The sequence below is a fragment of the Rhizobium sp. P1_E1 genome, assembly GCF_056406015.1.
Genome location: NZ_JBFUAY010000024.1, coordinates 1 through 23,731 on the forward strand (window position 1 = coordinate 1; position 23,731 = coordinate 23,731).

Here is a 23,731-nt window from a genome sequence, read left to right on the forward strand (position 1 = left end):
TGTCACAGGAATGAGGGAGCGTGAGGTAGTTGCCTTGAACAGCTATCCACGACTTGGATACGCGCCCTTCTCCCAAAACAAAAAAGCCGGCGCCCCGAGGGGCGACCGGCTTTCCTCCCAAATATAACTCTTGTCAGAACGCGAAGGCCTTCGACGTTAGCGGCGCCGAGGTGGCGTCGGGGCCAAAATCAGCCTCGCCTGATATCTGCAGCAACTCCTGCAGCCGCTGGCGGGCCCGGTTGACGCGGCTCTTGATGGTGCCCACGGCACAGCCACAGATTTCGGCCGCCTCCTCGTAGGAAAAACCCGAGGCGCCGACGAGGATGATCGCCTCGCGTTGATCCGGCGGCAGCTGGTCGAGCGCCTTCTTGAAGTCCTGCAGATCGAGAGCGCCATATTGCGAGGGGTGCATCGCCATCGATTCAGTGAACAGCCCGTCGCTGTCCTGCACTTCGCGGCCGCTCTTGCGCATCTGGCTGTAGAGTTCGTTGCGCAGGATCGTAAAGAGCCAGGCCTTCATATTGGTGCCCATCTCGAAATGATCCTGTTTGGCCCAGGCTTTCATGATGGTGTCCTGGACGAGATCGTCGGCACGGTCGTGCCGCCCGATGAGCGAGATTGCGAAAGCGCGAAGACTTGGGAGTGCCGCCAGCAATTCCCGCTTGAAGCTGGGTTGCGATTTATCTTCCATGCGGGCGATCCTATTCGGCCATCTTGGCAGAAGCCATCATTTCAGCATGGTCGAGCTTTTCGAGAAGGTCGAGAAAACGATCGGGGATCGCCTCATCCTGTGCGGCCGCATAAAGCGACCTCAGCCTGACGCCGATCTGATTGTTCGGGTCCAAGATGTCGCTTGCCCGCAGCTCCAGCTTTCGCTGATCGGCTGCTTCTTTCTTGCGTGTAGTCATCAATTCGTCTTCTCGCCGGTTGTCTGTTCGCGGGGCGTGGATGGGATCAATCACAATTTCAACCATCGACATCGAACGTTCGATTGTCGATGTCGCTGGTATTTGCCGCTGCATGGGTCAAAACGCTACGCCCTTTCTTCGTCGGCTGGAATAATGCGGCGCGACGAAAAAAGTTCCTGCGATTCCGGAACTTTTTTACCAAGGCGGCGTTAACCGCTCATTGAAGCCAATGCCGGCCTGTATGCAGGAGCCATGAATGACACTTTCTACTCGGATTGCGCCGCACCTTCCTTATCTGCGCCGCTATTCCCGCGCCCTTACCGGCACTCAGACTTCGGGCGACGCTTACGTCGCCGCCGTTCTCGAAGCCATCATCGCCGATCTGTCGATTTTCCCGGATACGGCGAATGACCGGGTCGCACTCTACAAACTGTTCACGCAACTGTTTGGTTCCACCGCAGTCCAGATTCCAGAGCCGACCTCGCCCTATGCCTGGGAGCAACGTGCCACGCTGAACCTTGCCAAGGTTTCGCCGCGCGCCCGTCAGGCCTTCCTGCTCGCCTCCGTAGAGAATTTCCGCGTCGCTGAAATCGCCGAAATCCTGGAAACCGAAGAACAGGATGTCATGCATCTGCTCGACGTGGCGTCGCAGGAGATTTCCCGTCAGGTCGCAACCGATATCATGATCATCGAGGACGAACCGCTGATCGCCATGGATATCGAGCAGATGGTCGAGAGCCTCGGCCATCGCGTCACCGGCATTGCCCGTACGCATGCCGAGGCCGTGGCGCTCTACAACAAGACCAAGCCGAGCATGGTGCTGGCCGACATCCAGCTTGCCGACGGCAGCTCCGGTATCGACGCAGTCAACGACATCCTCAAGACGTCGAGCGTGCCGGTGATCTTCATCACCGCTTTCCCGGAACGGCTTCTGACCGGCGAGCGCCCGGAACCGACTTTCCTTGTCACCAAGCCGTTCAATCCCGACATGGTCAAGGCACTGATCAGCCAAGCGCTTTTCTTCAATGAATCGACCAGAGTAGCCGCCTGAGACGCAATTTTCCGGCCTTCGGAACCAAATCGCCAAAGCAGGCGTTCCGGTGCTACCGGGACGCTCCGGTGGCTTTAACGGTTTTTGCAGCGCTTTGTTCTAGAGTTGGCAGGCGGTGTCTGTAAGGGCGCTCCCTTCAGCGACGTTCAAGATGTCACAAGGAAAGGCGGCCGCGTGAATACGACTGAACCATTGTCCGGCATGCCTTTCACCTTCGAAGGCAAAGCCGCAATGATGGAACGCGCGCTCGGCAGCGCCGGGATTTCGATCCTCTGCCAGGACGCCCGGCTGTCGATCTTCTACGCCGAAAATCTGCCGCCGCATTTCGCAGCGCTCTTTATGCCCGGCGGCAGCGACGCCGCCCTTTTCGGCGACGCCCATGGGCGATATCTGACCGCGCTGAAACACAAGGTGCTGGAAACCGGCATCCCCAACAATGCCGAAGTTGAGATCGACGTCGACGGCGAAAGGCGCACGTATGAACTGAAGATCCAACGCACCGGCGAACGCGGCGTACATGGACTTCTGTCCGTCATGACTGAAGTCACCGAAAGCCGGCATCGCGAAAAAGTTCTGAAATCACTGCTGCGCGAACTCTCTCATCGCTCGAAAAACCTTCTCGCCATCATCCAGGGCATTGCCACGCAGACGGCGCGCAACACGCTCTCTCTCGACAGCTTCCTCCTCAAGTTCCGCGGGCGGCTGCAATCACTTTCCAACTCGCAGGACCTGATCACGGATTCCAGCTGGCGCGGCGCCTACCTCTTCGAACTCGCCGAAAAGCAGTTCGCCCCCTATTGGCCGGAGACGGCCGGCTCCATGCCGATCTATGGCATCAACGCTCACCTGACACCGAATGCCGCCGTGCATCTCGGGCTCGCCCTTCACGAACTCATCGTCAACTCCGCCTCCTTTGGCGCGATATCAGGCGGCGCCGCCTCCATCACGCTGAATTGCCGCGAAGCCATGATCAACGACAGGAAGGCAATCGAAGTCGCCTGGGCGGAAGTTCTGCACGATCAGTCGGAAGTCCACGAATTCAGCGACAACAGCTTCGGCCGCACCGTGCTGGAGCGTGTCGTGCCATCGTCGGTCAATGGCAAAGCGGAGTTGAACCTCGTTCCCGGCCGCATTGAATATCGTCTGACCATTCCGGAAACCGAATTCGAGATCTTCAAGCGAGTGTGAAAGCCCTGGAGACAATCGAGAACGAAAAACAGCCGGTGCGAGGGCGGCGCACCGGCTGTCTTCACTCACCGGGAGGGGACCGTGAGTACGTCCGGATAGTGGGTTGGGGGCGCGCATGTTGGGTCGATGCGATCACCATCCGGATATCGCAATAACGACGACATCAAACTTTGGTTCCCTGCCATCCGAAAAAAATTCGACTTTTTTGAATCTTTTTTCGGATGCCCTTCCCTCGTCGCGCGTTCAGCCGTTTTACCGATGCAGGCCGAATAAATTCTTCTAGCAAAAACAGCGGATTACTGGCGTGACAGCGAGAGAAAATCGTCAAAATTTTACCGTTTGATAAATTTTTAAACCTGAGTTACGCTTTCCCTCACAGGCCGTTTACCAATAATGAGGGAACTTCAATGGAACGACTGGAAACTGGGATTCATGCCGGCCGGCTTTCGCCCGCCGAGTATGAGGCTAATTTTTCCGATCTTCATCCGCGCCTCGACAATCACGAGGCGCTGGTCGCCGCCGACCGCTGTTATTTCTGTTATGACGCGCCGTGCATGACGGCCTGTCCCACCTCGATCGACATTCCGCTGTTCATCCGCCAGATTTCGACCGGCAATCCGATCGGCTCGGCAAAGACGATCTTCGACCAGAACATCCTCGGCGGCATGTGCGCCCGCGTCTGTCCCACCGAAGAACTCTGCGAACAGGCCTGTGTGCGCAACACGGCCGAGGAGCGGCCCGTCGAGATCGGTCGCCTGCAGCGTTATGCGACCGATGCCGCCATGCAGGCCGGCAAGCAGTTCTATGCCCGGGCCGAACCGACCGGAAAGACGATCGCCGTTGTCGGCGCAGGCCCAGCCGGCCTTGYCGCCGCCCATCGCCTGGCCGTCAAGGGCCATTCCGTCACTATCTATGATGCCAGGGAAAAATCCGGCGGCCTCAACGAATACGGCATCGCCACTTACAAGACCGTCGACGACTTCGCCCAGAAGGAAGTCGATTACGTCCTCTCGATCGGCGGCATCGAGGTCCGGCATGGGCAGCGTCTCGGCCGCGATTTCTCGCTTTCCGATCTGGAAGCGCAATATGATGGCGTCTTCCTCGGTATCGGCCTTGCCGGCGTCAACGCGCTGCGCATCGAGGGCGAGAACCTCGCAGGCGTCGACGACGCCGTTGATTTCATCGCGGCTCTCCGTCAGGCCGAAAACAAGAGCGAAATCGCCGTCGGCCGCCGCGTCGTCGTCCTTGGCGGCGGCATGACGGCGATCGACGCCGCCGTGCAGGCAAAGCTGCTCGGCGCCGAGGAGGTGACGATCTGTTACCGCCGTGGCAAGGAACACATGAACGCCTCCGAATTCGAGCAGGATCTGGCTAGCTCTAAGGGTGTCATCATCCGCCACTGGCTGGCGCCGAAATCGATCCTGTCACAGGACGGCAAAGTCGCCGCCATCGAGGTGGAATATACGAGGATTCTCGAAGGCCGCCTGGTCGGCACCGGCGAAACCGGTGTCATTGCCGCCGACCAGATCTTCAAGGCGATCGGTCAGACCTTTGACGCCTCTGGACTCGGTTCGTTGCGCATGGAATCCGGCCGCATCGCCGTCGATGGCGACGGCCATACCTCGCTCGACCGCGTCTGGGCGGGCGGCGACTGCGTCTTCGGCGGTGAAGATCTCACGGTTTCCGCCGTCGCCCACGGTCGCGACGCGGCTGAATCCATCCATCGTGCCCTGTCCGCAGCAGCCGCTCCGGCTGTCGCGGTTGCTTGAAGGGGAGAATGAACAATGGCTGATCTCCGCAATAATTTCGTCGGCATCAAATCCCCGAACCCGTTCTGGCTGGCGTCTGCGCCGCCGACCGACAAGGCCTACAATGTCGAGCGCGCCTTCAAGGCCGGCTGGGGCGGCGTGGTCTGGAAGACGCTGGGCGAGGAAGGCCCGCCCGTCGTCAACGTCAACGGCCCGCGCTACGGCGCGATCTGGGGCGCCGACCGCCGCCTGCTCGGTCTGAACAATATCGAGCTCATCACCGACCGCGACCTCTACACCAACCTTCGCGAAATGAAGCAGGTGAAGATGAACTGGCCGGACCGGGCACTGATCGCCTCGATCATGGTACCCTGCGAGGAGCAGGCCTGGAAGGCGATCCTACCCTTGGTCGAAGAGACCGGCGCCGACGGCATCGAGCTCAATTTCGGGTGTCCGCACGGCATGTCGGAGCGCGGCATGGGGTCGGCGGTCGGGCAGGTGCCGGAATACATCGAGATGGTCGTGCGCTGGTGCAAGCAGTACACCCGCATGCCCGTCATCACCAAGCTGACTCCCAACATCACCGATGTCCGCCGTCCCGCCCGCGCCGCCAAGGCCGGCGGCACCGATGCCGTGTCGCTGATCAACACGATCAATTCGATCGTCTCCGTCGATCTCGACAACTTCGCCCCCAACCCGACGGTCGGCGGCAAGGGCAGCCATGGTGGTTATTGCGGCCCGGCGGTAAAGCCGATCGCGCTCAACATGGTGGCCGAGATCGCCCGTGATCCCGAAACCTACGGCCTGCCGATCTCGGGCATCGGCGGCATCACCACCTGGCGGGACGCGGCCGAATTCCTCGTGCTCGGGGCCGGCAACGTTCAGGTCTGCACGGCGGCGATGACCTACGGCTTCAAGATCGTCCAGGAGATGATCACTGGCCTCTCCGACTGGATGGACGAAAAAGGCCATCGCAGCCTCGACGACATTACCGGGCGCGCCGTGCCGAACGTCACCGACTGGCAGTATCTGAACCTCAACTACATCGCCAAGGCGAAGATCGACCAGGACGCCTGCATCAAATGCGGCCGCTGCTACATCGCCTGCGAGGATACCTCGCACCAGGCGATCACCAACTTCGTCGATGGCGCGCGTCATTTCGAGGTGATGGACGAGGAATGCGTCGGCTGCAATCTCTGCGTCAGCGTCTGTCCGGTCGAGAACTGCATCACCATGGAACAGCTTCCCGCCGGCACTCTCGACAAGCGCACCGGCCGCGTCGTCGACCCCAACTACGCCAACTGGACGACGCACCCGAACAACCCGATGGCGCGCCAGGCGGCGGAGTAAGGATCTGCAACGCCGCGGAAAAGATCGATCCGCGGCGTTGCAATCTAGCCGGCAACGTTCGAAAGCGTCAGGCCAGTCTAACCGCCGAATGACTTCCGATAGGCATTGGGGCTCGTCCCCAGTCGCCTGCGGAAATGATGGCGCATCGTCGCCAGTGTTCCAAAGCCGCTGGCGGCAGCGATATCGTCGAGCGAAACGGCAAGTTCCCTCTCCAGCAGATCGCGGGCATGCCGCAGCCGCTCCGTGAGCAGCCATTCGCCGACGCTGACACCCGTTGTCGCTTCGAAGCGCCGCTGGAACGTGCGCATGCTCATGCCGGCTCTTTTGGCAAGCAGGCTGATCGGCTGGTCCTCGGACAGGCTTTCGCGCATCCATTCGATCAGCGGCCCCAAGCGGATGCCCTCGCGCTCCTCGGGAACCGGCGCGTGAATGAACTGCGCCTGTCCGCCTTCGCGGTGCGGCGGCACGACGAGCCGTCTTGCCACGCTGTTTGCGGCCTCCGAACCGAAATCGCCGCGCACCACATGCAGGCAAAGATCAATGCCGGCAGCACTGCCCGCAGCCGTCAGCAGGCTGCCTTCATCCATATAGAGAACGTCGGCATCAAGCCTGATGTCGGGATAACGTGCGGCGATCGAGGCGACATAGCGCCAATGTGTCGTCGCCCTGCGGTTGGCAAGCAGCCCCGATCCGGCAAGAACCGCAACGCCCGAGCAGAGCGACATGATGCGCGCGCCGCGCTGATGCGCTGCCCTGAGCGCTGCGCCGAGTGGTGCCGGTATCGGCGCATCGATTGCCCGCCAGCCGGGCACGACGATCAGGTCCGCCTCATCGAGCACCTCCAGACCCTTGTCGACCGCGACCGTCAGTCCTCCCGCGGCGCGAAGCGGCCCCGGCTCGATGGCGCAGACGGAGAAGCGATACCAATCCTCACCCATCTCCGGGCGCGGCAGGCCGAAGACCTCGTAGGCGATGCCGAATTCGAAGGTGCAGAGCCCGTCATAGGCAAGCGCTGCGACCAGCGGTCCTTTCGTCTGCTGCGGCGATGAGTTTGGCATGATCTTTACGCTGTCAGTCATGATGGCCAATTTCGCAAAGCTTTAGCATCGGCGATACCAGGCGGCAATTCGAACCCAAAAGGAAATCGCAATGCCAAGCCCCGTCGCAGAAATCCCCGCCGCCGCCGCTGAAATCGCCGCCGCCCATTTTGGAGCCAAGCTTGCCTTCGAGACCGATTGCTCCGATGTCCACGCCACCTTTGCATCGGGCAAGGTCGATTTCGTTCTCCTCGACGCGCGCTCGCCGACGCTCTTTGCACAGTCCCACATTCCCGGCGCCATCAACCTGCCGCATGGGAAGATCACTGCGCATCGCATGTCGGCATGGCCCTCCGATACGCTTTTCGTCGTCTATTGCGCCGGCCCGCATTGCAACGGCGCTGATAAGGCCGCACTTCGCCTCTCCCGCCTCGGCCTGTCGGTGAAACTGATGATCGGCGGCGTGACCGGCTGGGCCGATGAAGGCTTCGCCTTCGAAGAGGGCGTTCCCGCTGCCGCCTGAGCAGCCTCCCTTCTCCGCCGACAGCGCCGCGCATCTTTTCAGACGCGCGGTGCTGTCGCACTTTGAATTGCGGCATAATTTTATGCAGCAGGGAGAAGGGAAAATCGCGACCGTCAGAACTCGATGACCACCTTGCCGAAAGGCCCGCGATAGAGATGATCGAGCGCCTCAGGGAATTCGTCGAAGGCATAGCGCTTGTCGATCACGGGCTTCAGCCCGGTCTGGTCGATTGCCTGCACCAGGTCTTCGAGCGCACGGCGATGGCCGACAGAAATGCCCTGGACAACAGGCGCCTTGAGCAGCAGCGGGCCGGCCGGGCCGGAAACCTCGAACCCCTCGAGCACGCCGATAACGGAAATACGGCCATTGATCGCCACCGCCTTCAGCGCCTGGCCGAGATGCGGGCCGCCGACGATCTCAAGCACGTGATCGGCGCCATAGCCGCCGGTTAACTGATAGAGTTGCTCAACCCAGTCGCCCTCATGGCGGTTGATCACGTGATCTGCGCCGAGGGCAGCGGCGCGCCCGAGCTTCTCGGCGCTGCCTGATGTGATGAAGACCACCGCGCCGTGCGCCTTGGCGATCTGCAGACCGAAGAGCGCTACGCCGCCGGTGCCTTGCACCAGCACCTTGTCGCCGGCCTTCAGACCGCCGCGTTCGATCAGTGCGAACCAGGCAGTCAGCCCGGCGCAGGGCAAGGTGCTTGCCTGCGCCGCATCGAGCGTCTCAGGCGCGCGTGAATACCATTCCTCCGACAGCACGGTATATTGCGAGAGCACGCCAGGATAGAAGCCGCCGCGTGTCTTGTAGGGTGGCGTGCGCGCATCGCCCAACCCGCGTCCGTCGATCCAGTCGGGCGAAAACGTCGAAATGACCCGATCGCCCGGCTTGAAACGGCTGACTTCGGGTCCGACCGCCTCGACGACCCCCGCCATATCGGAAGCCGGGACGAAGGGAAATTGCAGCGGCAACCCCATGCCGCTCTCCAGCACCAGCCGGTCGCGGAAATTGAGCGAGACGGCTTCCGTCCGGACCAGAACTTTGTTTCCCGAAATCGGCTCGAGCCTCCGCTCGCCGATCGTCACCTGGCGCTCCGGTCCGATCGTGTCGATCTGCCATTGCCGTGTTGTCTGCATTGTCTTGCTCCTTGTCCATTGCAGGGAGCCGAAACCATATCGTTGAATATTTTGCACCAGTTGCGATATTAATTCTCCAGAATGGTTCCAAGAAGGAAACAAATGGAACAGTTGAAGGGTATCTCGATCTTTGTCGAAGCCGTCGAGGCAGGTGGCTTTTCGGCCGCTGCCGAGCGGCTTCATCTCACGCGTTCGGCGGTCGGCAAGACCATCGCACGGCTGGAACAGCGTCTCGGCGTGCGGCTTTTCAACCGTACGACGCGCATGCAGAGCCTGACCGAGGAAGGCCGCTTCTTCTACGAGCGCTGCCTGCGGGCGGTCGAGGAAATCCGCCTGGGCGAAGCCATGTTGGAATCCGGCCGGCGCGATGTGCGCGGCCGATTGCGCATCTCGATGCCCGTGCTCTTCGGCCGCCATTGCATCTCGCCGATTCTCGCACGCCTGCTCGATGAACATCCGAACCTCGAACTCGACCTTTCCTTCAACGACCGCATCGTCGACCTGCTCGAGGACGGCTTCGATCTTGTGATCCGCAACGGACCGCTGAAGGACAATCCGGATCTGATGGCCCGGGCGATCGCCCGCCAGCGCATGACCGTCTGCGCATCGCCCGCCTATCTGGAAAAACATGGCGCACCGCAGACAGTCTTCGATATTCCCCAGCATGAAGGCATCGTCTACAGGCGGGGCGACGATGACAAGGGTTGGATCTTTCCGACTGCAGCCGATCCCGGGCGGCGGCTGGCGCCAAAGGCGCGACTGCGGCTCGACGACCTCGCTTCGATTTCCGATGCGGCCGTCGCCGGGCGCGGTCTTGCCTGGCTGCCCTGCTGGCTGGTCCGCGAGGAGGTGCTGGCGGGCCGGCTCATTCAGGTGTTGAAGCATGAACCGGCCAATGTCTTCGATGCCCATGCCGTTTGGCTGCGCTCCCCGGTGATGCTGCCGAAGGTGCGGCTCGCGATTGATACGCTCGCCGCGGGGCTGCCGGCAATGATGGGCTGAAGCGCTCGCCGCGCGTCTGCGAGCGGCGAGAAACCCATGTTATTCCTAGGCGTTTCTCTGGAAATAACGCGATGCCGCAGTATATCCGCTAGTTCGTCGTCCCTTTTGGGCGGCGGCCATATCACTCGGAAAAACGTCAGCATGTCACTTCGCAGCGCCCTCCGCGCACAAACTGCAGATTGCCACGCCGCGGTCGACACCCTCTTCGGCAGTTTCAACCTCTCACGCACCCAGGATTACAAAGCGTTCCTGCGCGCGCACGCCCGGGTCGTACCATCAGTCGAACATGCGCTTGAGGAAGCCGGAATCAACAGCCTGCTGCCGGACTGGCCGGAACGAAGACGCGCGCATCTGCTGGCCGCCGATATAAGGGAACTCGATGATCGATTGCCCGTACCGCTTCCGCGACCGGCATTGCGCTGCGAAGCGGCAGTCTGGGGTGCCGCCTATGTCCTTGAGGGCTCCAAGCTCGGCGGCGCGCTGCTCGCCAAGGCCGTGCCTGACCACTTGCCCAGCAGCTACTTGAGCCCGCAAGGGCCGAAGGGCGCCATGCGGCTTTTCATGGATCGTCTTGACGCGAGCAAGGTGGACGATCCCGGTGCTGCTGTCGCCGCAGCCCGCGATGTCTTCGATCTCTTCCTCAATGCGGGGCAAGTCGAACTGGAAGCCGTCCCATGAGCGGCACGCACGAACCCGTCGATCTCACCAATTGCGACCGTGAGCCGATCCACCAGCTCGGCTCGGTCCAGCCCTTCGGCTTTCTCTTGGCGGTATCCTCAGACTGGATTGTCATCCGCGCCTCCGCAAATCTGGCGGAGTTTCTCGGAGTGACAGAGGCCAATGCGCTCGGCCGTCCCGTTATCTCTCTGATCAGCCCCGAAGCACTCCACGCAATCCGCAACAAACTTACCACGCTGCGCGGTTCCGACGTCGTCGAGCGTATTTTCGGCATTGCTCTGACGCCCGATCAAAACAGGTTCGACCTTGCCGTGCATCTGAACGAAGGTCAGGTCATCATCGAAGGCGAGCGCTGCCAGGAAGACCGGCACGACGCTGCGTCGCTCTCCATGCGCAGCATGATGTCCCGCCTCGATCACACGGAAACACTGGAAGCTTTCTTCCGCGAAGGCGCAAGACAGGCGCGGGCGCTCACCGGCTTCGATCGGGTCATGGTCTACCGTTTCGACGAAAGCGGTTCCGGCGAAGTGGTGGCGGAAGCCGCCCGGGCCGGCATCGGATCGTTCCTCGGGCTGCACTATCCGGCTTCCGACATTCCGGTTCAGGCGCGCGCGCTTTATCTGCGCAACCTGTTCCGCATCATTGCCGATGTCGACTCCGTCCCGGTCCCGATCCTGCCGCCGCTCGACGAGCACGGCGAGCCGCTCGACCTCTCCATGTCGGTCTTGCGTTCAGTCTCGCCGATCCATATCGAATATCTGAAAAACATGGGCGTTGGCGCCTCGCTTTCCATATCGATCGTCGTCGACGGCAAGCTCTGGGGCCTATTTGCCTGCCACCACTACGGTCCACGACTGCCTTCGGCCCAAAGCCGTTCCACCGCCGAACTCTTCGGCCAGATGTTTGCCTCGCGCCTTGAAAGCCGCGAACGGCGACTGGCTCTCGATTACGAGACCAAGGCGCGCCGCATCGCCGACCGGCTCCTCACCTCCGTCGCAGACAATGCCAGCCTGCTCGACGATCCGGCTTGGCTGATCGAGGCGCTCGCCGACGCCATTCCTGCCGACGGGATCGGCGTCTGGATCAACGGCCGGCTGGCACTTGCCGGCATCGGGCCGGATGAGAGAAGTTTCGCAGCCCTCGTCCGACACCTCAACCGCAACGCCGCCGGCCGCATCTACGCCGTGGACAGGCTCGCGGAAACCTATCCGGATCTTGAGGTCGACGATGCGGTGGCAGGCATGCTTGCCATCCCGATCTCACGATCGCCGCGCGATTATGTCGTGCTTTTCCGTCAGGAATTGGTGCGCACCGTTCGCTGGGGCGGCGACCCGCACAAGCCGGTGGAATACGGGCCCAATGGCCCGCGGCTGACACCGCGCAAGAGTTTCCAGGCGTGGTCGGAACTGGTGCGTGGCCGCTCCCTCCCCTTCACGGAAGCAGAGCGCCGTGTCGCCGAAACCATCCGCGTCACATTGATCGAGGTGGTGTTGCGCCTCACCGACGAGGTCAGCATGGCGCGCCAGACGGCAAACGAGCGTCAGGAATTGCTGATCGCCGAGCTGAACCACCGCGTCCGCAACATATTGAGCCTCATCACCGGCATCATTCGGCAGTCGCAGGCAACGTCGGTCAGCCTTGGCGATTACATTCGCCAGCTCGAGGGCCGCATCCAGTCGCTCGCCCGCGCCCATGACCAGATCACCCGCGATCATTGGGCGCCCGCTTCGCTCCGGCAATTGCTGCTGGCAGAGACCGCCGCCTATCTGGGGAAAAATGCGCAACGCATTCAGATGGGCGGCGAGGACGTGCTGCTGGAACCGCAGGCTTTTTCCACCGCCGCCCTTGTCTTCCATGAGCTGATGACCAACAGCGCCAAATATGGCAGCCTTTCCGGTACCGGCAGCGGCACGGTCCAACTCCGCTGGCATCGCGACGACGAGGGTAATCTGCGCATTGGCTGGCGCGAAAAGGATGGCCCGCCCGTCGTCGAACCCAAACGTCATGGCTTCGGTTCGACCATCATCCGCCGCTCGATCCCCTATGACCTTGGCGGCAAGGCGGAGGTCCGCTACGTCGAGGATGGGCTCGAGGCCGATTTCTCTATTCCGGCGCGACATGTCGTCGGCCCGACGAGCGAACGGTCAAATCCGCTTCCGGTCGGAGCGACCGGACGCCAGACGATTCCCGACGATCAGCCGCTCTCCGGCCTGAACGTGCTACTGGTGGAAAATAATCTGATCATCGCCATGGATGGCGAAGATATCCTGCGCCGCCTGGGCGCCGACGTAGCAACGGCACCAAGTGTCACTGAGGCGATGGAAATTCTCGCCGGCCAGTCCTTCGATCTGGCGCTTCTCGATGTCAATCTTGGCGATGAGACGAGTTTCGGGATTGCCGACCGGCTGGCAGCCGATGGCGTGCCCTTCGTTTTTGCCACGGGGTATGGGGAAGGCATCGCCCAGGCAAACAGCCACTCGGACGCGCCTGTGCTACAGAAGCCTTATACGATGGAAGGCGTGACGGATATTCTTGCCCGGGTGCCGCTTCCGAGGAGAGGGTAAAACTCTCAGCCGCCAAGGGGATCCGGTCGCAGCCCGCCGATGAAGAGCTGTTCCAGAAACCGCGCCGCATCCTCGAAACGCCCTTCGCCGGAATGTTCCTGCCCCAGCACGGCACGCACCTGGACGTCGAAATCGGCGTAATGTTGCGTCGTCGACCAGATGGAGAAGATCAGGTGGTAGGGATCGCATTTGACGATCTTGCCGGCTTTCGCCCAGGCGCGGATGACCTCGGCTTTCTCATCGACCAACTCCTTCAGCGGCCCCTTCAGCTCGTCCTCGATATGCGGCGCGCCCTGCAGCACCTCATTGGCGAAGAGCCGGCTTTCGCGCGGAAAGTCGCGCGCCATTTCCAGCTTGCGACGGATGTAGCTACGGATTTCCGCTTCGGGATTGCCCTCGGCGTCGAAGGCCCGTAACGGCTCCAGCCAGGTGTAGAGCACCCGGTCGATCAGCGCCCGGTGCATGGCTTCCTTGGTGCGGAAGTAATAGAGCAGGTTGGGTTTCGACATGCCGGCCACTTCGGCGATCTGGTCGATGGTCGAGCCGCGGAAGCCGCTTGCCGAAAACACGTCGAGCGCCGCTTCCAGGATCTGCTCTTCCTTCTCCTCCTGGATTCGCGTCCGCCTCAGGGTTTTCGCTGCTCTCGGTATGGTCACRGGCTGTCGTTTCCCCTTGAAATTCAACTTCTTCGCTCAAATTTGGGTTGGGGACGACCCTCGCCGCGTCCTTGAGCAACTGCCCGCATTTTTATCAGCAATTTTCGTGATTTTCGTCTTGAGCCCGGCGGTGGAAGTTGTAATGTTTACCAATCGGTCAAATTATCCGTCAGATGCAAAACAAAGGCAACTGGCGATTTTCCGGCGCTCGACAAAACCAATAAGGGGGCGCAGGAAAGGACCACGGGAACAGGCGGGCATGCCTCTTTGCATGACTGCCGCAAACAGGTGAGGGCATAAAGAATGGTGGCAGCACCAGGCGAGAACATGCGCGTCAATGGCGACCGTCTCTGGGACAGTCTCATGGACATGGCGAAGATCGGCCCCGGCATCGCTGGCGGCAACAATCGCCAGACGCTGACGGATGCCGATGCGCAGGGCCGCAGCCTTTTCAAAAAATGGTGTGACGATGCCGGTTTGACCATGGGTATCGACCGCATGGGCACGATGTTCGCCACCCGCCCGGGCACCGATCCCGATGCCCTGCCCGTCTATGTCGGTTCGCATCTCGACACCCAGCCGACCGGCGGCAAATATGACGGTGTGCTCGGCGTCCTTGCGGCCCTCGAAGTCGTCCGCACCATGAACGATCTCGGCATCAAGACCAAACATCCGATCGTCGTTACCAACTGGACGAATGAGGAAGGCGCGCGTTTTGCCCCTGCCATGCTGGCGTCAGGCGTTTTCGCCGGGGTGCACAGCCTGGACTTTGCCTATAACCGCAGGGACCCCGACGGCAATCTGTTCGGCGACGAACTGAAGCGCATCGGCTGGGTCGGCGATGAAGAAGTGGGCGCCCGCAAGATGCACGCCTATTTCGAATATCACATCGAGCAGGGGCCGATTCTCGAAGCCGAGGAAAAGCAGATCGGCGTCGTCACCCATTGCCAGGGCCTCTGGTGGCTGGAATTCACGCTGACCGGCAAGGAAGCCCATACCGGTTCGACACCGATGAACCTGCGCGTCAATGCCGGTCTCGCCATGGCCCGCATTCTGGAAATGGTCCAGGACGTGGCGATGGGCGAACAGCCAGGCGCCGTCGGCGGCGTTGGACAGGTATTCTTCTCGCCGAATTCGCGCAACGTGCTGCCCGGCAAAGTGGTCTTCACCGTCGACATCCGCTCGCCTGACAAGGAGAAGCTTGATCGCATGCGGGCAAAGATCGAGGCGAAGGCGCCTGAGATCACCGATGCGCTCGGTGTCGGCTGTTCCATCGAAGCGATCGGCCACTTCGAGCCGATCACCTTCGATCCGAAACTGGTCACGTCGGTGCGCGAAGCCGCCGAGCGGCTCGGCTATAGCCACATGAACATCATCTCCGGCGCCGGCCACGACGCCTGCTGGGCCGCCAAGGTGGCCCCTGCGACGATGGTCATGTGCCCCTGCGTCGGCGGGCTCTCGCACAACGAGGCGGAGGAAATCTCCAAGGAATGGGCGACGGCCGGAGCCGATGTGCTGTTCCATGCGGTGGTGGAAACGGCGGAGATCGTCGTGTGATGGCTTATGTAGCGCCCGGAGCCCCCTCATCCGACCCTTCGGGCCACCTTCTCCCCGCTGGGGAGAAGGGATCGGTAGACGTCGCGGTCTCCCCCTTCTCCCCTCGGGGAGAAGGTGCCCGAAGGGCGGATGAGGGGGCCCCGGGCGCAACGAAAATTATCAAGCAGGATATCCGGAAGCATCGCACCAACAAGACCGACCAGGCGAGAACTCTTCACCGCAACGAAACTGAAGAGGAATACCACCTCTGGAGCGACCTGCGCGCCCGCCGCTTGAACGGCTATAAGTTTGCGAGGCAAGTTCCCCTCGGCCCATTTATAGTCGATTTCCTCTGTCGTGAAAAACAATTGATCGTCGAAGTCGACGGCTTCCAGCATGCCGATAGCGCCTCCGATCAACGCCGAACCGAATGGCTCAATGTGAATGGCTATTCCGTCCTGCGCTTCTGGAATCGGGAAATCTCGCGCGAACGCCGCTCAGTACTCGAAACGATTCTAGCGGCCTTGCAGGGCCGGATCGAGGTCAGCTCAGAACTGCCCGGCTTCTATTCGCCAGCCGAATGTGCAGACAAGAACGGGGAATAATCATGACCACAGTCATCAAAAATGGCACCATCGTCACTGCCGACCTCACTTACAAGGCTGACGTGAAAATCGACGGCGGCAAGATCATCGGGATTGGTCCGGACCTCTCGGGCGACGAGACGCTGGATGCGACCGGCTGTTACGTCATGCCGGGCGGCATCGATCCGCACACCCATCTCGAAATGCCCTTCATGGGCACCTATTCCTCCGACGATTTCGAAAGCGGCACGCGCGCCGCCCTTTCCGGCGGCACGACGATGGTGGTCGATTTCGCCCTGCCCGCCCCCGGCCAGTCGCTGCTCGAGGCGCTGACCATGTGGGACAACAAATCGACCCGCGCCAATTGCGATTATTCCTTCCACATGGCGGTCACCTGGTGGAGCGAGCAGGTCTTCAAGGAGATGGAGACCATCGTCCGCGACAAGGGCATCAACACCTTCAAGCACTTCATGGCCTACAAGGGCGCGCTGATGGTGGACGATGATGAGATGTTCGCGTCGTTCCAGCGCTGCGCCGAACTCGGCGCTCTGCCGCTGGTGCACGCCGAAAACGGCGACGTCGTCGCCTCGATGTCGGCAAAGCTGCTCGCCGAGGGCAATAACGGCCCCGAGGCGCATGCCTATTCCCGCCCGGCCGAAGTGGAAGGTGAAGCCACCAACCGCGCCATCATGATCGCCGACATGGCCGGCTGCCCGGTTTATATCGTCCACACCTCCTGCGAACAGGCACACGAGGCGATCCGCCGCGCCCGCGCCAAAGGCATGCGTGTCTATGGCGAACCGCTGATCCAGCACCTGACGCTCGACGAGAGCGAATATTCCAATCCCGACTGGGATCATGCGGCCCGCCGGGTGATGTCGCCGCCCTTCCGCAACAAGCAGCATCAGGACTCGCTTTGGGCAGGCCTTGCCTCCGGCTCGCTGCAGGTGGTCGCCACCGACCATTGCGCCTTCACCACGGCGCAGAAGCGCTTCGGCGTCGGCGATTTCACCAAGATCCCGAACGGCACCGGCGGCCTCGAAGACCGCATGCCGATGCTCTGGACGCATGGCGTCAACACTGGCCGGCTGACGATGAACGAATTCGTCGCGGTCACCTCGACCAACATCGCCAAGATCCTCAACATCTATCCGAAGAAGGGCGCGATCCTTGTCGGCGCCGATGCCGACATCGTCGTCTGGGACCCGAAACGTTCCAAGACCATTTCGTCCAAGGCCCAGCAGTCGGCGATCGACTACAACGTCTTCGAAGGCAAGGAAGTAACCGGCCTGCCCCGCTACACGCTGACACGCGGCGTCGTCGCGATCGAGGAAGGCGCGATCAAGACCCGCGAGGGCCACGGCGAATTCGTCAGGCGCGAGCCGGTCACGGCTGTCAGCAAGGCGCTTTCCCAGTGGAAGGACATCACCGCGCCGCGCAAGGTGACGCGCAGCGGCATTCCGGCAAGCGGCGTATGACGATGGCGCATGACGATACGGCCATCAACCGGGGACTGCTGCCTCTATGCCAATGAACTCACGCCGGCACCAAAGCGTCCAATTCCGGCAGAAGCACGACACTTTCCTGCTCGTTCGGATCGGTGCGGGCGATGATCGCCGTGCACGGCGTGCTGCTGAGGTTCGCCGGCAGGTGCGGCACACCGGCCGGGATATAGAAAAGTTCGCCGGCATGGACGATGACATGATGCTCAAGTTCGTCTCCGTACCAGGTATGGGCCTCGCCGGAGAGCATGTAGATCGCCGTCTCGTGCGCCTCGTGCAGATGCGCCTTGGCGCGCACGCCAGGCGGGATCGTCAGAAGGTGCATGCAGATACCCTTGGCGCCGACCGTCTCGGCGGCGATGCCTGCGAAATAGCTGAGCCCCTGCTTGCCGTCATAGGTATGATTGGGGCGAACGATGTGGCAGGTGGGCTTTGATGTCGCGTCCATCCTCATCCTCCATGGAGTGTGTCGTCGATAAAACCGGCGGTAATGATAACATGCAAACCGCGCTCCCGCGGGGAAAACAAGACTGGTCGCATTGATGCAAGCACCCTCCGTCGTATCCGCCAAGGATCTCTGTCTCACCTACCAGGCGAATGACGGCCCGGTGCGTGCACTGAGCAATGTCAATCTCGACGTCCGCAAGGGCGATTTCGTTTCTTTCATCGGTCCATCGGGCTGCGGCAAGACCACTTTCCTGCGTGTCATCGCCGATCTCGAAAAGAGCACGTCGGGCGAGATTTCGATCAATGGCATGACGCCGGAGGAAGCCCGCAAGGCCCGTGCCTATGGCTATGTCTTCCAGGCGCCGGCGCTCTATCCCTGGCGCACCATCGAAAACAACATCGCCCTGCCGCTGGAGATCATGGGCTATTCCAGCGCCGACCGGACGAGGCGCGTCGCCGAAGCGCTCGATCTCGTCAGTCTTTCGGGCTTCGAGAAGAAATTCCCCTGGCAGCTTTCCGGCGGCATGCAGCAGCGCGCCTCGATCGCCCGCGCGCTCGCCTTTGACGCCGACCTGCTGTTGATGGACGAGCCCTTCGGCGCCCTGGACGAGATCGTCCGCGACCATCTGAACGAAGAGCTGCTGAAACTCTGGACCCGCACCAACAAGACGATCTGCTTCGTCACTCATTCCATTCCCGAGGCGGTGTATCTCTCGACCAAGATCGTGGTAATGTCTCCGCGCCCGGGCCGCGTGACCGATATCATCGACTCGACCCTGCCGGCCGAGCGCCCGCTCGACATCCGCGAAACTCCCGAGTTCCTGGAAATTGCCCACCGCGTCCGCGAAGGGCTGAGGACGGGGCACGCATGAGGAATAGGGGTTTGATTTCCGGGCTCTGCAGGCTCAACACCACATGGGAGCGAATCCCATGAAACCCGACACACTCAAGGACAAGATCGTCCCCGTCACCACCATCCTGCTGGCGCTCGTCGTCATCTGGTATGTCGCCGCCATCCTCATGAACGCGCCGTTCCAGCGCGACATGGACGGCCGCGCCGGCGCCACACCTTCGACCCTCGAATTCATCGGCAAGACGCTCGCCCAGCCGAAGCCGATCCTGCCGGCGCCGCATCAGGTGGCGCAGAACGTCTACGAGAACACCTTCCTGCGCAGCCTTTCGAGCAACCGCAGCCTCGTCTATCACAGCTGGGTAACGCTCTCCTCCACTCTGCTCGGCTTCGGCTTCGGCATGCTGCTCGGCATCCTTCTTGCCGTATTGATCGTCCATAACCGCGCCATGGACCGCTCGCTGATGCCCTGGCTGGTGGCGAGCCAGACCATACCGATCCTCGCCATCGCGCCGATGATCGTCATCATCTCTTATAACGTGCTGACCGGCGACAATGCCGTTGCACATCTCCTCAATCTCGATTCCGACGCCTCCCGCCTCGTCTCGAAGGCGCTGATCTCCACCTACCTCTCCTTCTTTCCGGTCGCCGTCGGCATGGTGAAGGGTCTGCGTTCGCCCGAGATCATGCATCTCGACCTGATGCGCACCTACTATGCCAGCCCGATGCAGACCTTCTGGAAGCTGCGCGTTCCCGCGTCGATCCCTTTCCTCTTCACCTCGATGAAGGTTGCGATCGCCGCCAGCCTCGTCGGCGCCATCGTCGGGGAGTTGCCGACGGGTGCTGTCGCCGGCATCGGCTCGAAGCTGCTCGCCGGCTCCTATTACAGCCAGACCATCGATATCTGGGCGGCGCTTGTCGCCGGATCGCTGCTGGCCGGCATCCTGGTTGCGATTGTCGGCGTTGCGGCGAAAATCGTCGACCGCGCCATGGGCGGGAGGCCGGCATGAGACATCTGACCTTCTCCTGGCAAGGCGTGGTTGCTCTCCTCCTCTGCATCGGGGCACTGACGGCCCTGCCGCTCCTGGCCGAGGGCGCGACGCGACCCCTCACCGACGGCACGGCAAGCCTCATCTTCATCATCGTCATCGCGGCTGCCCTGTTGTCCCTAGCGCCGCAACCGCCGGCCTATCGAGCCACCGTGCTGTTTATCGGCGCGCATGGCGCCGCCTGGATGCTGCTTTCCGCTCTTTCCGGCAACGAGGGCGCAGGGACGCGGGCTTTCTTCCTACTGCTCTTCGCCTGCTGGCTGCTTGCCTGGCGATGCGTCACCGAGCTGTCGAAACTGCAGCCCGTCACCACTTTCGGCAAGTCGACACTGCAGCTGCTGATCCCGGCGATCTTCGGCGCCTGGATCCTCATTCTCTGGGAGGCGGTCACGCGTGGCGCCGGCGTTCCCTTCATCCTGCTGCCGCCACCGAGCGCCATCGGCGCGCGGTTCATGGCGTCGCTGCCGATCCTCGGCGCGGACGTCAGGCAGACGATCTTCAAGGCGGTGCTGATCGGTTATATCGTCGGCTGCCTCAGTGGCTTCGTCGTCGCGGTGCTCGCCGACCGCATCGCCTTCTTGCGCCGCGGCCTTCTGCCGATCGGCAACATGGTTTCGGCCCTGCCGATCATCGGCGTCGCCCCTGTCATGGTCATGTGGTTCGGCTTCGACTGGCCGTCGAAGGCCGCCGTCGTCATCATCATGACCTTCTTCCCGATGCTGGTGAATACCGTCGCCGGCCTTGCCGCCTCCGGCAGCATGGAGCGCGACCTGATGCGCACCTATGCCTCAGGCTATTGGCAGACGCTGCTGAAGCTCAGGCTTCCAGCGGCAATGCCCTTCATTTTCAACGCACTGAAGATCAACTCGACGCTGGCGCTGATTGGTGCCATCGTTGCGGAATTCTTCGGAACGCCGATCGTCGGCATGGGCTTCCGCATCTCCACCGAGATCRGCCKCATGAATGTCGACATGGTCTGGGCGGAAATCGCCGTCGCGGCGCTGGCCGGCTCGATCTTCTATGGCATCATCGCCCTGACCGAACGGGCGGTGACGTTCTGGCATCCGTCTATCCGTGGTGGCTAGGCGCGCACGGACTCCAGAAACGGGTCCGGGCATAACTTCAGAGGATAAGGATAAGAAAATGAGAAAGTTGATGGTTGCAATGATGGCGAGCGCGATGTCGCTTGCATCGGCCCATGCCATGGCCGCCGACAAGGTGGTGCTGCAGCTGAAATGGGTCACGCAGAGCCAGTTCGGCGGTTACTACGTCGCCAAGGACAAGGGCTTCTATAAGGAGGAAGGCCTCGACGTCGACATCAAGCCAGGCGGCCCCGATATCGCCCCCGAGCAGGTGATCGCCGGCGGCGGCGCCGATGTCATCGTCGACTGGATGGGCGGCGCCCTGGTTGCCCGCGAAAAGGGCGTTCCGCTCGTCAACATCGCCCAGCCCTACCAGAAGGCGGGCCTGGAAATGGTCTGCCGCAAGGACGGCCCGATCAAGACCGAAGCCGACTTCAAGGGCCACACGCTCGGCGTCTGGTTCTTCGGCAACGAATATCCCTTCTTCGCCTGGATGAACAAGCTCGGCCTGTCCACAGAAGGCGGTCCGAACGGCGTCACCGTGCTGAAGCAGAGCTTCGATGTGCAGCCGCTTGTCCAGAAGCAGGCCGACTGCATCTCTGTCATGACCTATAACGAATACTGGCAGGCGATCGATGCCGGCTTCAAGCCGGAAGAACTGACGGTCTTCAATTACACGGAAATGGGCAACGACCTTCTTGAAGACGGCCTCTATGCCATGGAAGACAAGCTGAAAGACCCGGCCTTCAAGGAGAAGATGGTCAAGTTCGTCCGCGCTTCGATGAAGGGCTGGAAATATGCCACCGAGAATCCCGACGAAGCCGCCGAGATCGTCATGGACAATGGCGGCCAGGACGACAACCATCAGAAGCGCATGATGGGTGAAGTCGCCAAGCTGGTCGGCGACAGCTCCGGCAAGCTGGATGAGGCGCTCTATGCCCGCACGGCAAAGGCGCTGCTCGACCAGAAGATCATCAGCAAGGAGCCATCAGGCGCCTGGACGCACGACATCACCGACGCCGCTTCCAAGTAGTTTCGGCAAGATGCTAAGCGAAACGCGCGGGAGTTTTCCCGCGCGTTTTATCTTTTTCTAAAGCGCGTCGCGATATTTCAGATTCGCTTGTCGCGCTTTAGCTCTTTGTTTTTACGCATGTCGTTATCGCAAAACCGCTGCACACTCTTGCGCGACATGCTCTGGAGCATGATGCCGAAAAGTGTACGCGGGTTTCGGACGACATCGTGCTCTATTTATTTGATTTGGATGGTGATTCAGATTTGAGGCTGGCCGGCCTAAATCATCAGCAGCCAGCAACCGAAAAAAATCCCTTGCAACTGTCGCATTTATCGGGCGTCAAACGTCTTAGAGATAGAGGCGCGATCAATCTTCGTAATGTTGACATAACCTTGCGGTGATTGATTGACGTCAGAATGGTAATTATTATCGCCTAATGGGGAATTGTTTTCTGCCGGACTTGTAGATCGAGCAAATCGATACCACCTACAAGCCGAATTTGCCGACGAGGGATGAAGACGGCAAAGGATCGGCGGATACCTCTGAGAATGCAGGAAGGGCAGTGGCCTGATCGCGCGCTGAGTGGCAGACGCTCGAGTTCGGCCAACCTTATCATAAGATTGGACGAAGACGCATGGCACGCAAGCCGATTGGAATTCTAGGGGCCTTTACTCTTTTTGCAGCGGTACTTGCTGCATCTACCGCATTATCGCAGGAAGCGCCGGTCGCAAAACCGCAGCAGAACCTGCCGGCGATCGTCGTCACCACGGCGGTGAACCGCACCCTCGTCGACCGTGTCATCGGCACAGGAACGGTCAAGCCCGTCGAGGAAGTCTATATCCAGCCGCAGGTCGAAGGCCTCTCGATTCGCACGCTGAAAGCCGATGTCGGCGACAAGGTTCAGGCGGAAAGCACGCTGGCGACGCTCAACGATGACGCACTGGTCTTGGAAAAGAGCCAGATGATGGCGACGAAGGCCAAGGGCGAGGCAAGCCTCGCCCAGCTGCGCGCCCAGCTCATCGAGGCGCAGGCCAATGCCGAACAGGCAAGGCAGCAGCAGGCCCGCGCTCAGGAAATGGGCAAGAAGGGCACCGTTTCCACCGCCCAGGTCGAACAGGCCGATGCGACTGCCGCCGCAGCCAATGCCCGCGTCGTCTCCGCCGAACAGGCGATCGAGGTCTCCGAAGCGGATCTCAAGGTCTTCGACAGCCAGATCGCCGATGCAGATTTGAAGCTGGCGCGCACCGATGTGAAGACGCCGGTCGCCGGCACGGTCTCGGCAAAGAACGCCAAGGTCGGCGCCATTGCCGCCGGCAATGGCGATCCGCTGTTCACCATCATCCGCGACGGCGATATCGAGCTTGTCGCTGAGGTCGCCGAAAGCGATGTTGTCAGGATCATGGCCGGCCAAAAGGCAACGATTTCGCTTTCCGGCAGCCGCGACAAGCTTTCCGGCGCCGTCCGCCTGGTTTCGCCGACTGTCGATCCGGTTACCCGCCTTGGCCTCGTCCATATCTCCATCGATGATGACAGCAAGGCGCGTTCCGGCATGTATGGCAGCGCCGAGATCATCGTGCGCGAGACGCAAGGCGTAGCGCTTCCCCTGACCGCGGTACTCACCGGCAACGAAGGTTCCTCCGCCCGCAAAGTCGAGGACGGCGTGGTGAAATTCGCCAAGATCGAGACCGGCATCCAGGACGGCGCCTATGTCGAGGTCATCAATGGATTGAAGACCGGCGACGAGGTCGTGGCCAAGGCGGGCGCTTACGTCCGCGACGGCGACCACATCACGCCGGTGCGTGAACAGCTCCCGGCTTCCAACTAAAGA

General features: G+C 61.4%; 22 protein-coding genes. 16 read left to right on the forward strand and 6 right to left on the reverse strand.

The features are described 5' to 3' along the window. Positions 1 to 133: 133 nt before the first annotated feature. The gene (locus tag AC1D1Z_RS11700; RefSeq protein ID WP_003542247.1) at positions 134 to 691 is read right to left on the reverse strand and encodes an RNA polymerase sigma factor; all 558 of its coding nucleotides are present in this window, start codon (positions 689 to 691) and stop codon (positions 134 to 136) included. Positions 692 to 701: 10 nt separating this feature from the next. Then, entirely contained in the window at positions 702 to 908 is a 207-nt protein-coding gene (locus tag AC1D1Z_RS11705; protein WP_024319398.1) for a NepR family anti-sigma factor, read from the reverse strand. A gap of 256 nt (positions 909 to 1,164) precedes the next feature. Here AC1D1Z_RS11705 and AC1D1Z_RS11710 point away from each other — a divergent pair, with 256 nt between their 5' ends. The 4 genes from AC1D1Z_RS11710 to preA all read left to right on the forward strand — a co-directional run bounded on the left by AC1D1Z_RS11710 (position 1,165) and on the right by preA (position 6,245). After that, the gene (locus tag AC1D1Z_RS11710; RefSeq protein WP_018243259.1) at positions 1,165 to 1,959 is read left to right on the forward strand and encodes a response regulator; all 795 of its coding nucleotides are present in this window, start codon (positions 1,165 to 1,167) and stop codon (positions 1,957 to 1,959) included. Between the two features lie 192 nt (positions 1,960 to 2,151). Further along, entirely contained in the window at positions 2,152 to 3,147 is a 996-nt protein-coding gene (locus tag AC1D1Z_RS11715) for a sensor histidine kinase (RefSeq protein WP_018243260.1), read from the forward strand. Positions 3,148 to 3,554: 407 nt separating this feature from the next. Continuing rightward, complete coding sequence (locus tag AC1D1Z_RS11720; protein ID WP_477850582.1) at positions 3,555 to 4,916, forward strand: NAD(P)-dependent oxidoreductase; 1,362 nt, start codon at positions 3,555 to 3,557, stop codon at positions 4,914 to 4,916. A 15-nt stretch (positions 4,917 to 4,931) separates the two neighbouring features. Then, the gene (gene preA / locus AC1D1Z_RS11725) at positions 4,932 to 6,245 is read left to right on the forward strand and encodes an NAD-dependent dihydropyrimidine dehydrogenase subunit PreA (RefSeq protein WP_018243262.1); all 1,314 of its coding nucleotides are present in this window, start codon (positions 4,932 to 4,934) and stop codon (positions 6,243 to 6,245) included. A gap of 77 nt (positions 6,246 to 6,322) precedes the next feature. Here preA and ftrA read toward each other — a convergent pair whose 3' ends face one another. Next, on the reverse strand, positions 6,323 to 7,324 hold the full coding sequence (ftrA, locus tag AC1D1Z_RS11730) for a transcriptional regulator FtrA (RefSeq protein ID WP_130652926.1): 1,002 nt from the start codon (positions 7,322 to 7,324) through the stop codon (positions 6,323 to 6,325). A gap of 70 nt (positions 7,325 to 7,394) precedes the next feature. Between ftrA and AC1D1Z_RS11735 the strand changes: the two genes are divergently transcribed. Next, entirely contained in the window at positions 7,395 to 7,805 is a 411-nt protein-coding gene (locus tag AC1D1Z_RS11735; protein ID WP_130652927.1) for a rhodanese-like domain-containing protein, read from the forward strand. A 113-nt stretch (positions 7,806 to 7,918) separates the two neighbouring features. Here the strand turns inward: AC1D1Z_RS11735 and AC1D1Z_RS11740 are convergent, their stop codons facing one another. Further along, positions 7,919 to 8,941 carry a zinc-dependent alcohol dehydrogenase family protein gene (locus AC1D1Z_RS11740; RefSeq protein WP_130652928.1) on the reverse strand — a complete coding sequence of 341 codons (1,023 nt, stop codon included), beginning with the start codon at positions 8,939 to 8,941 and terminating at the stop codon, positions 7,919 to 7,921. Positions 8,942 to 9,043: 102 nt separating this feature from the next. Between AC1D1Z_RS11740 and AC1D1Z_RS11745 the strand changes: the two genes are divergently transcribed. The 3 genes from AC1D1Z_RS11745 to AC1D1Z_RS11755 all read left to right on the forward strand — a co-directional run bounded on the left by AC1D1Z_RS11745 (position 9,044) and on the right by AC1D1Z_RS11755 (position 13,185). Further along, on the forward strand, positions 9,044 to 9,943 hold the full coding sequence (locus AC1D1Z_RS11745; RefSeq protein WP_018243266.1) for a LysR family transcriptional regulator: 900 nt from the start codon (positions 9,044 to 9,046) through the stop codon (positions 9,941 to 9,943). Between the two features lie 141 nt (positions 9,944 to 10,084). Continuing rightward, positions 10,085 to 10,621 carry a biliverdin-producing heme oxygenase gene (locus AC1D1Z_RS11750; RefSeq protein ID WP_130652929.1) on the forward strand — a complete coding sequence of 179 codons (537 nt, stop codon included), beginning with the start codon at positions 10,085 to 10,087 and terminating at the stop codon, positions 10,619 to 10,621. Continuing rightward, positions 10,618 to 13,185, forward strand: a complete 2,568-nt coding sequence (locus tag AC1D1Z_RS11755) for an HWE histidine kinase domain-containing protein (RefSeq protein ID WP_130652930.1) — start codon at positions 10,618 to 10,620, stop codon at positions 13,183 to 13,185. The genes AC1D1Z_RS11750 and AC1D1Z_RS11755 overlap by 4 nt, the downstream gene beginning before the upstream one ends. Positions 13,186 to 13,190: 5 nt before the next feature. On the opposite strand, the gene AC1D1Z_RS11760 is transcribed toward AC1D1Z_RS11755, so the two are convergent. Next, positions 13,191 to 13,868, reverse strand: a complete 678-nt coding sequence (locus AC1D1Z_RS11760) for a TetR family transcriptional regulator C-terminal domain-containing protein (RefSeq protein WP_018243269.1) — start codon at positions 13,866 to 13,868, stop codon at positions 13,191 to 13,193. A gap of 276 nt (positions 13,869 to 14,144) precedes the next feature. Between AC1D1Z_RS11760 and AC1D1Z_RS11765 the strand changes: the two genes are divergently transcribed. From AC1D1Z_RS11765 to hydA, 3 genes are read left to right on the forward strand one after another with little or no spacing between them, the layout of a single operon-like run. Next, positions 14,145 to 15,398: a Zn-dependent hydrolase gene (locus tag AC1D1Z_RS11765; protein WP_130652931.1), complete on the forward strand. Its 1,254-nt coding sequence runs from the start codon at positions 14,145 to 14,147 to the stop codon at positions 15,396 to 15,398. Then, a complete protein-coding gene (locus AC1D1Z_RS11770; protein WP_130652932.1) occupies positions 15,398 to 15,982 on the forward strand; it encodes an endonuclease domain-containing protein in 585 nt (194 codons plus the stop codon). The genes AC1D1Z_RS11765 and AC1D1Z_RS11770 overlap by 1 nt, the downstream gene beginning before the upstream one ends. A gap of 2 nt (positions 15,983 to 15,984) precedes the next feature. Continuing rightward, on the forward strand, positions 15,985 to 17,439 hold the full coding sequence (gene hydA / locus AC1D1Z_RS11775; RefSeq protein WP_130652933.1) for a dihydropyrimidinase: 1,455 nt from the start codon (positions 15,985 to 15,987) through the stop codon (positions 17,437 to 17,439). A 58-nt stretch (positions 17,440 to 17,497) separates the two neighbouring features. On the opposite strand, the gene AC1D1Z_RS11780 is transcribed toward hydA, so the two are convergent. Further along, positions 17,498 to 17,911 (reverse strand): cupin domain-containing protein, encoded by a 414-nt coding sequence (locus tag AC1D1Z_RS11780; protein WP_130652934.1) that lies wholly within the window; start codon positions 17,909 to 17,911, stop codon positions 17,498 to 17,500. A gap of 94 nt (positions 17,912 to 18,005) precedes the next feature. On the opposite strand from AC1D1Z_RS11780, the gene AC1D1Z_RS11785 reads away from it, so the two are divergent. The 5 genes from AC1D1Z_RS11785 (at position 18,006) to AC1D1Z_RS11805 (ending at position 23,728) form a co-directional block, all read left to right on the forward strand. After that, positions 18,006 to 18,782, forward strand: a complete 777-nt coding sequence (locus tag AC1D1Z_RS11785; RefSeq protein WP_018446866.1) for an ABC transporter ATP-binding protein — start codon at positions 18,006 to 18,008, stop codon at positions 18,780 to 18,782. 58 nt (positions 18,783 to 18,840) lie between these two features. Further along, on the forward strand, positions 18,841 to 19,770 hold the full coding sequence (locus AC1D1Z_RS11790) for an ABC transporter permease (RefSeq protein ID WP_027683377.1): 930 nt from the start codon (positions 18,841 to 18,843) through the stop codon (positions 19,768 to 19,770). Further along, complete coding sequence (locus AC1D1Z_RS11795) at positions 19,767 to 20,894, forward strand: ABC transporter permease (protein ID WP_477850589.1); 1,128 nt, start codon at positions 19,767 to 19,769, stop codon at positions 20,892 to 20,894. The genes AC1D1Z_RS11790 and AC1D1Z_RS11795 overlap by 4 nt, the downstream gene beginning before the upstream one ends. 58 nt (positions 20,895 to 20,952) lie before the next feature. After that, positions 20,953 to 21,924, forward strand: coding sequence for an ABC transporter substrate-binding protein (locus tag AC1D1Z_RS11800; protein ID WP_018243277.1), 972 nt, complete (start codon positions 20,953 to 20,955; stop codon positions 21,922 to 21,924). A 613-nt stretch (positions 21,925 to 22,537) separates the two neighbouring features. Beyond that, entirely contained in the window at positions 22,538 to 23,728 is a 1,191-nt protein-coding gene (locus AC1D1Z_RS11805) for an efflux RND transporter periplasmic adaptor subunit (RefSeq protein WP_018243278.1), read from the forward strand. Positions 23,729 to 23,731 lie beyond the last annotated feature (3 nt).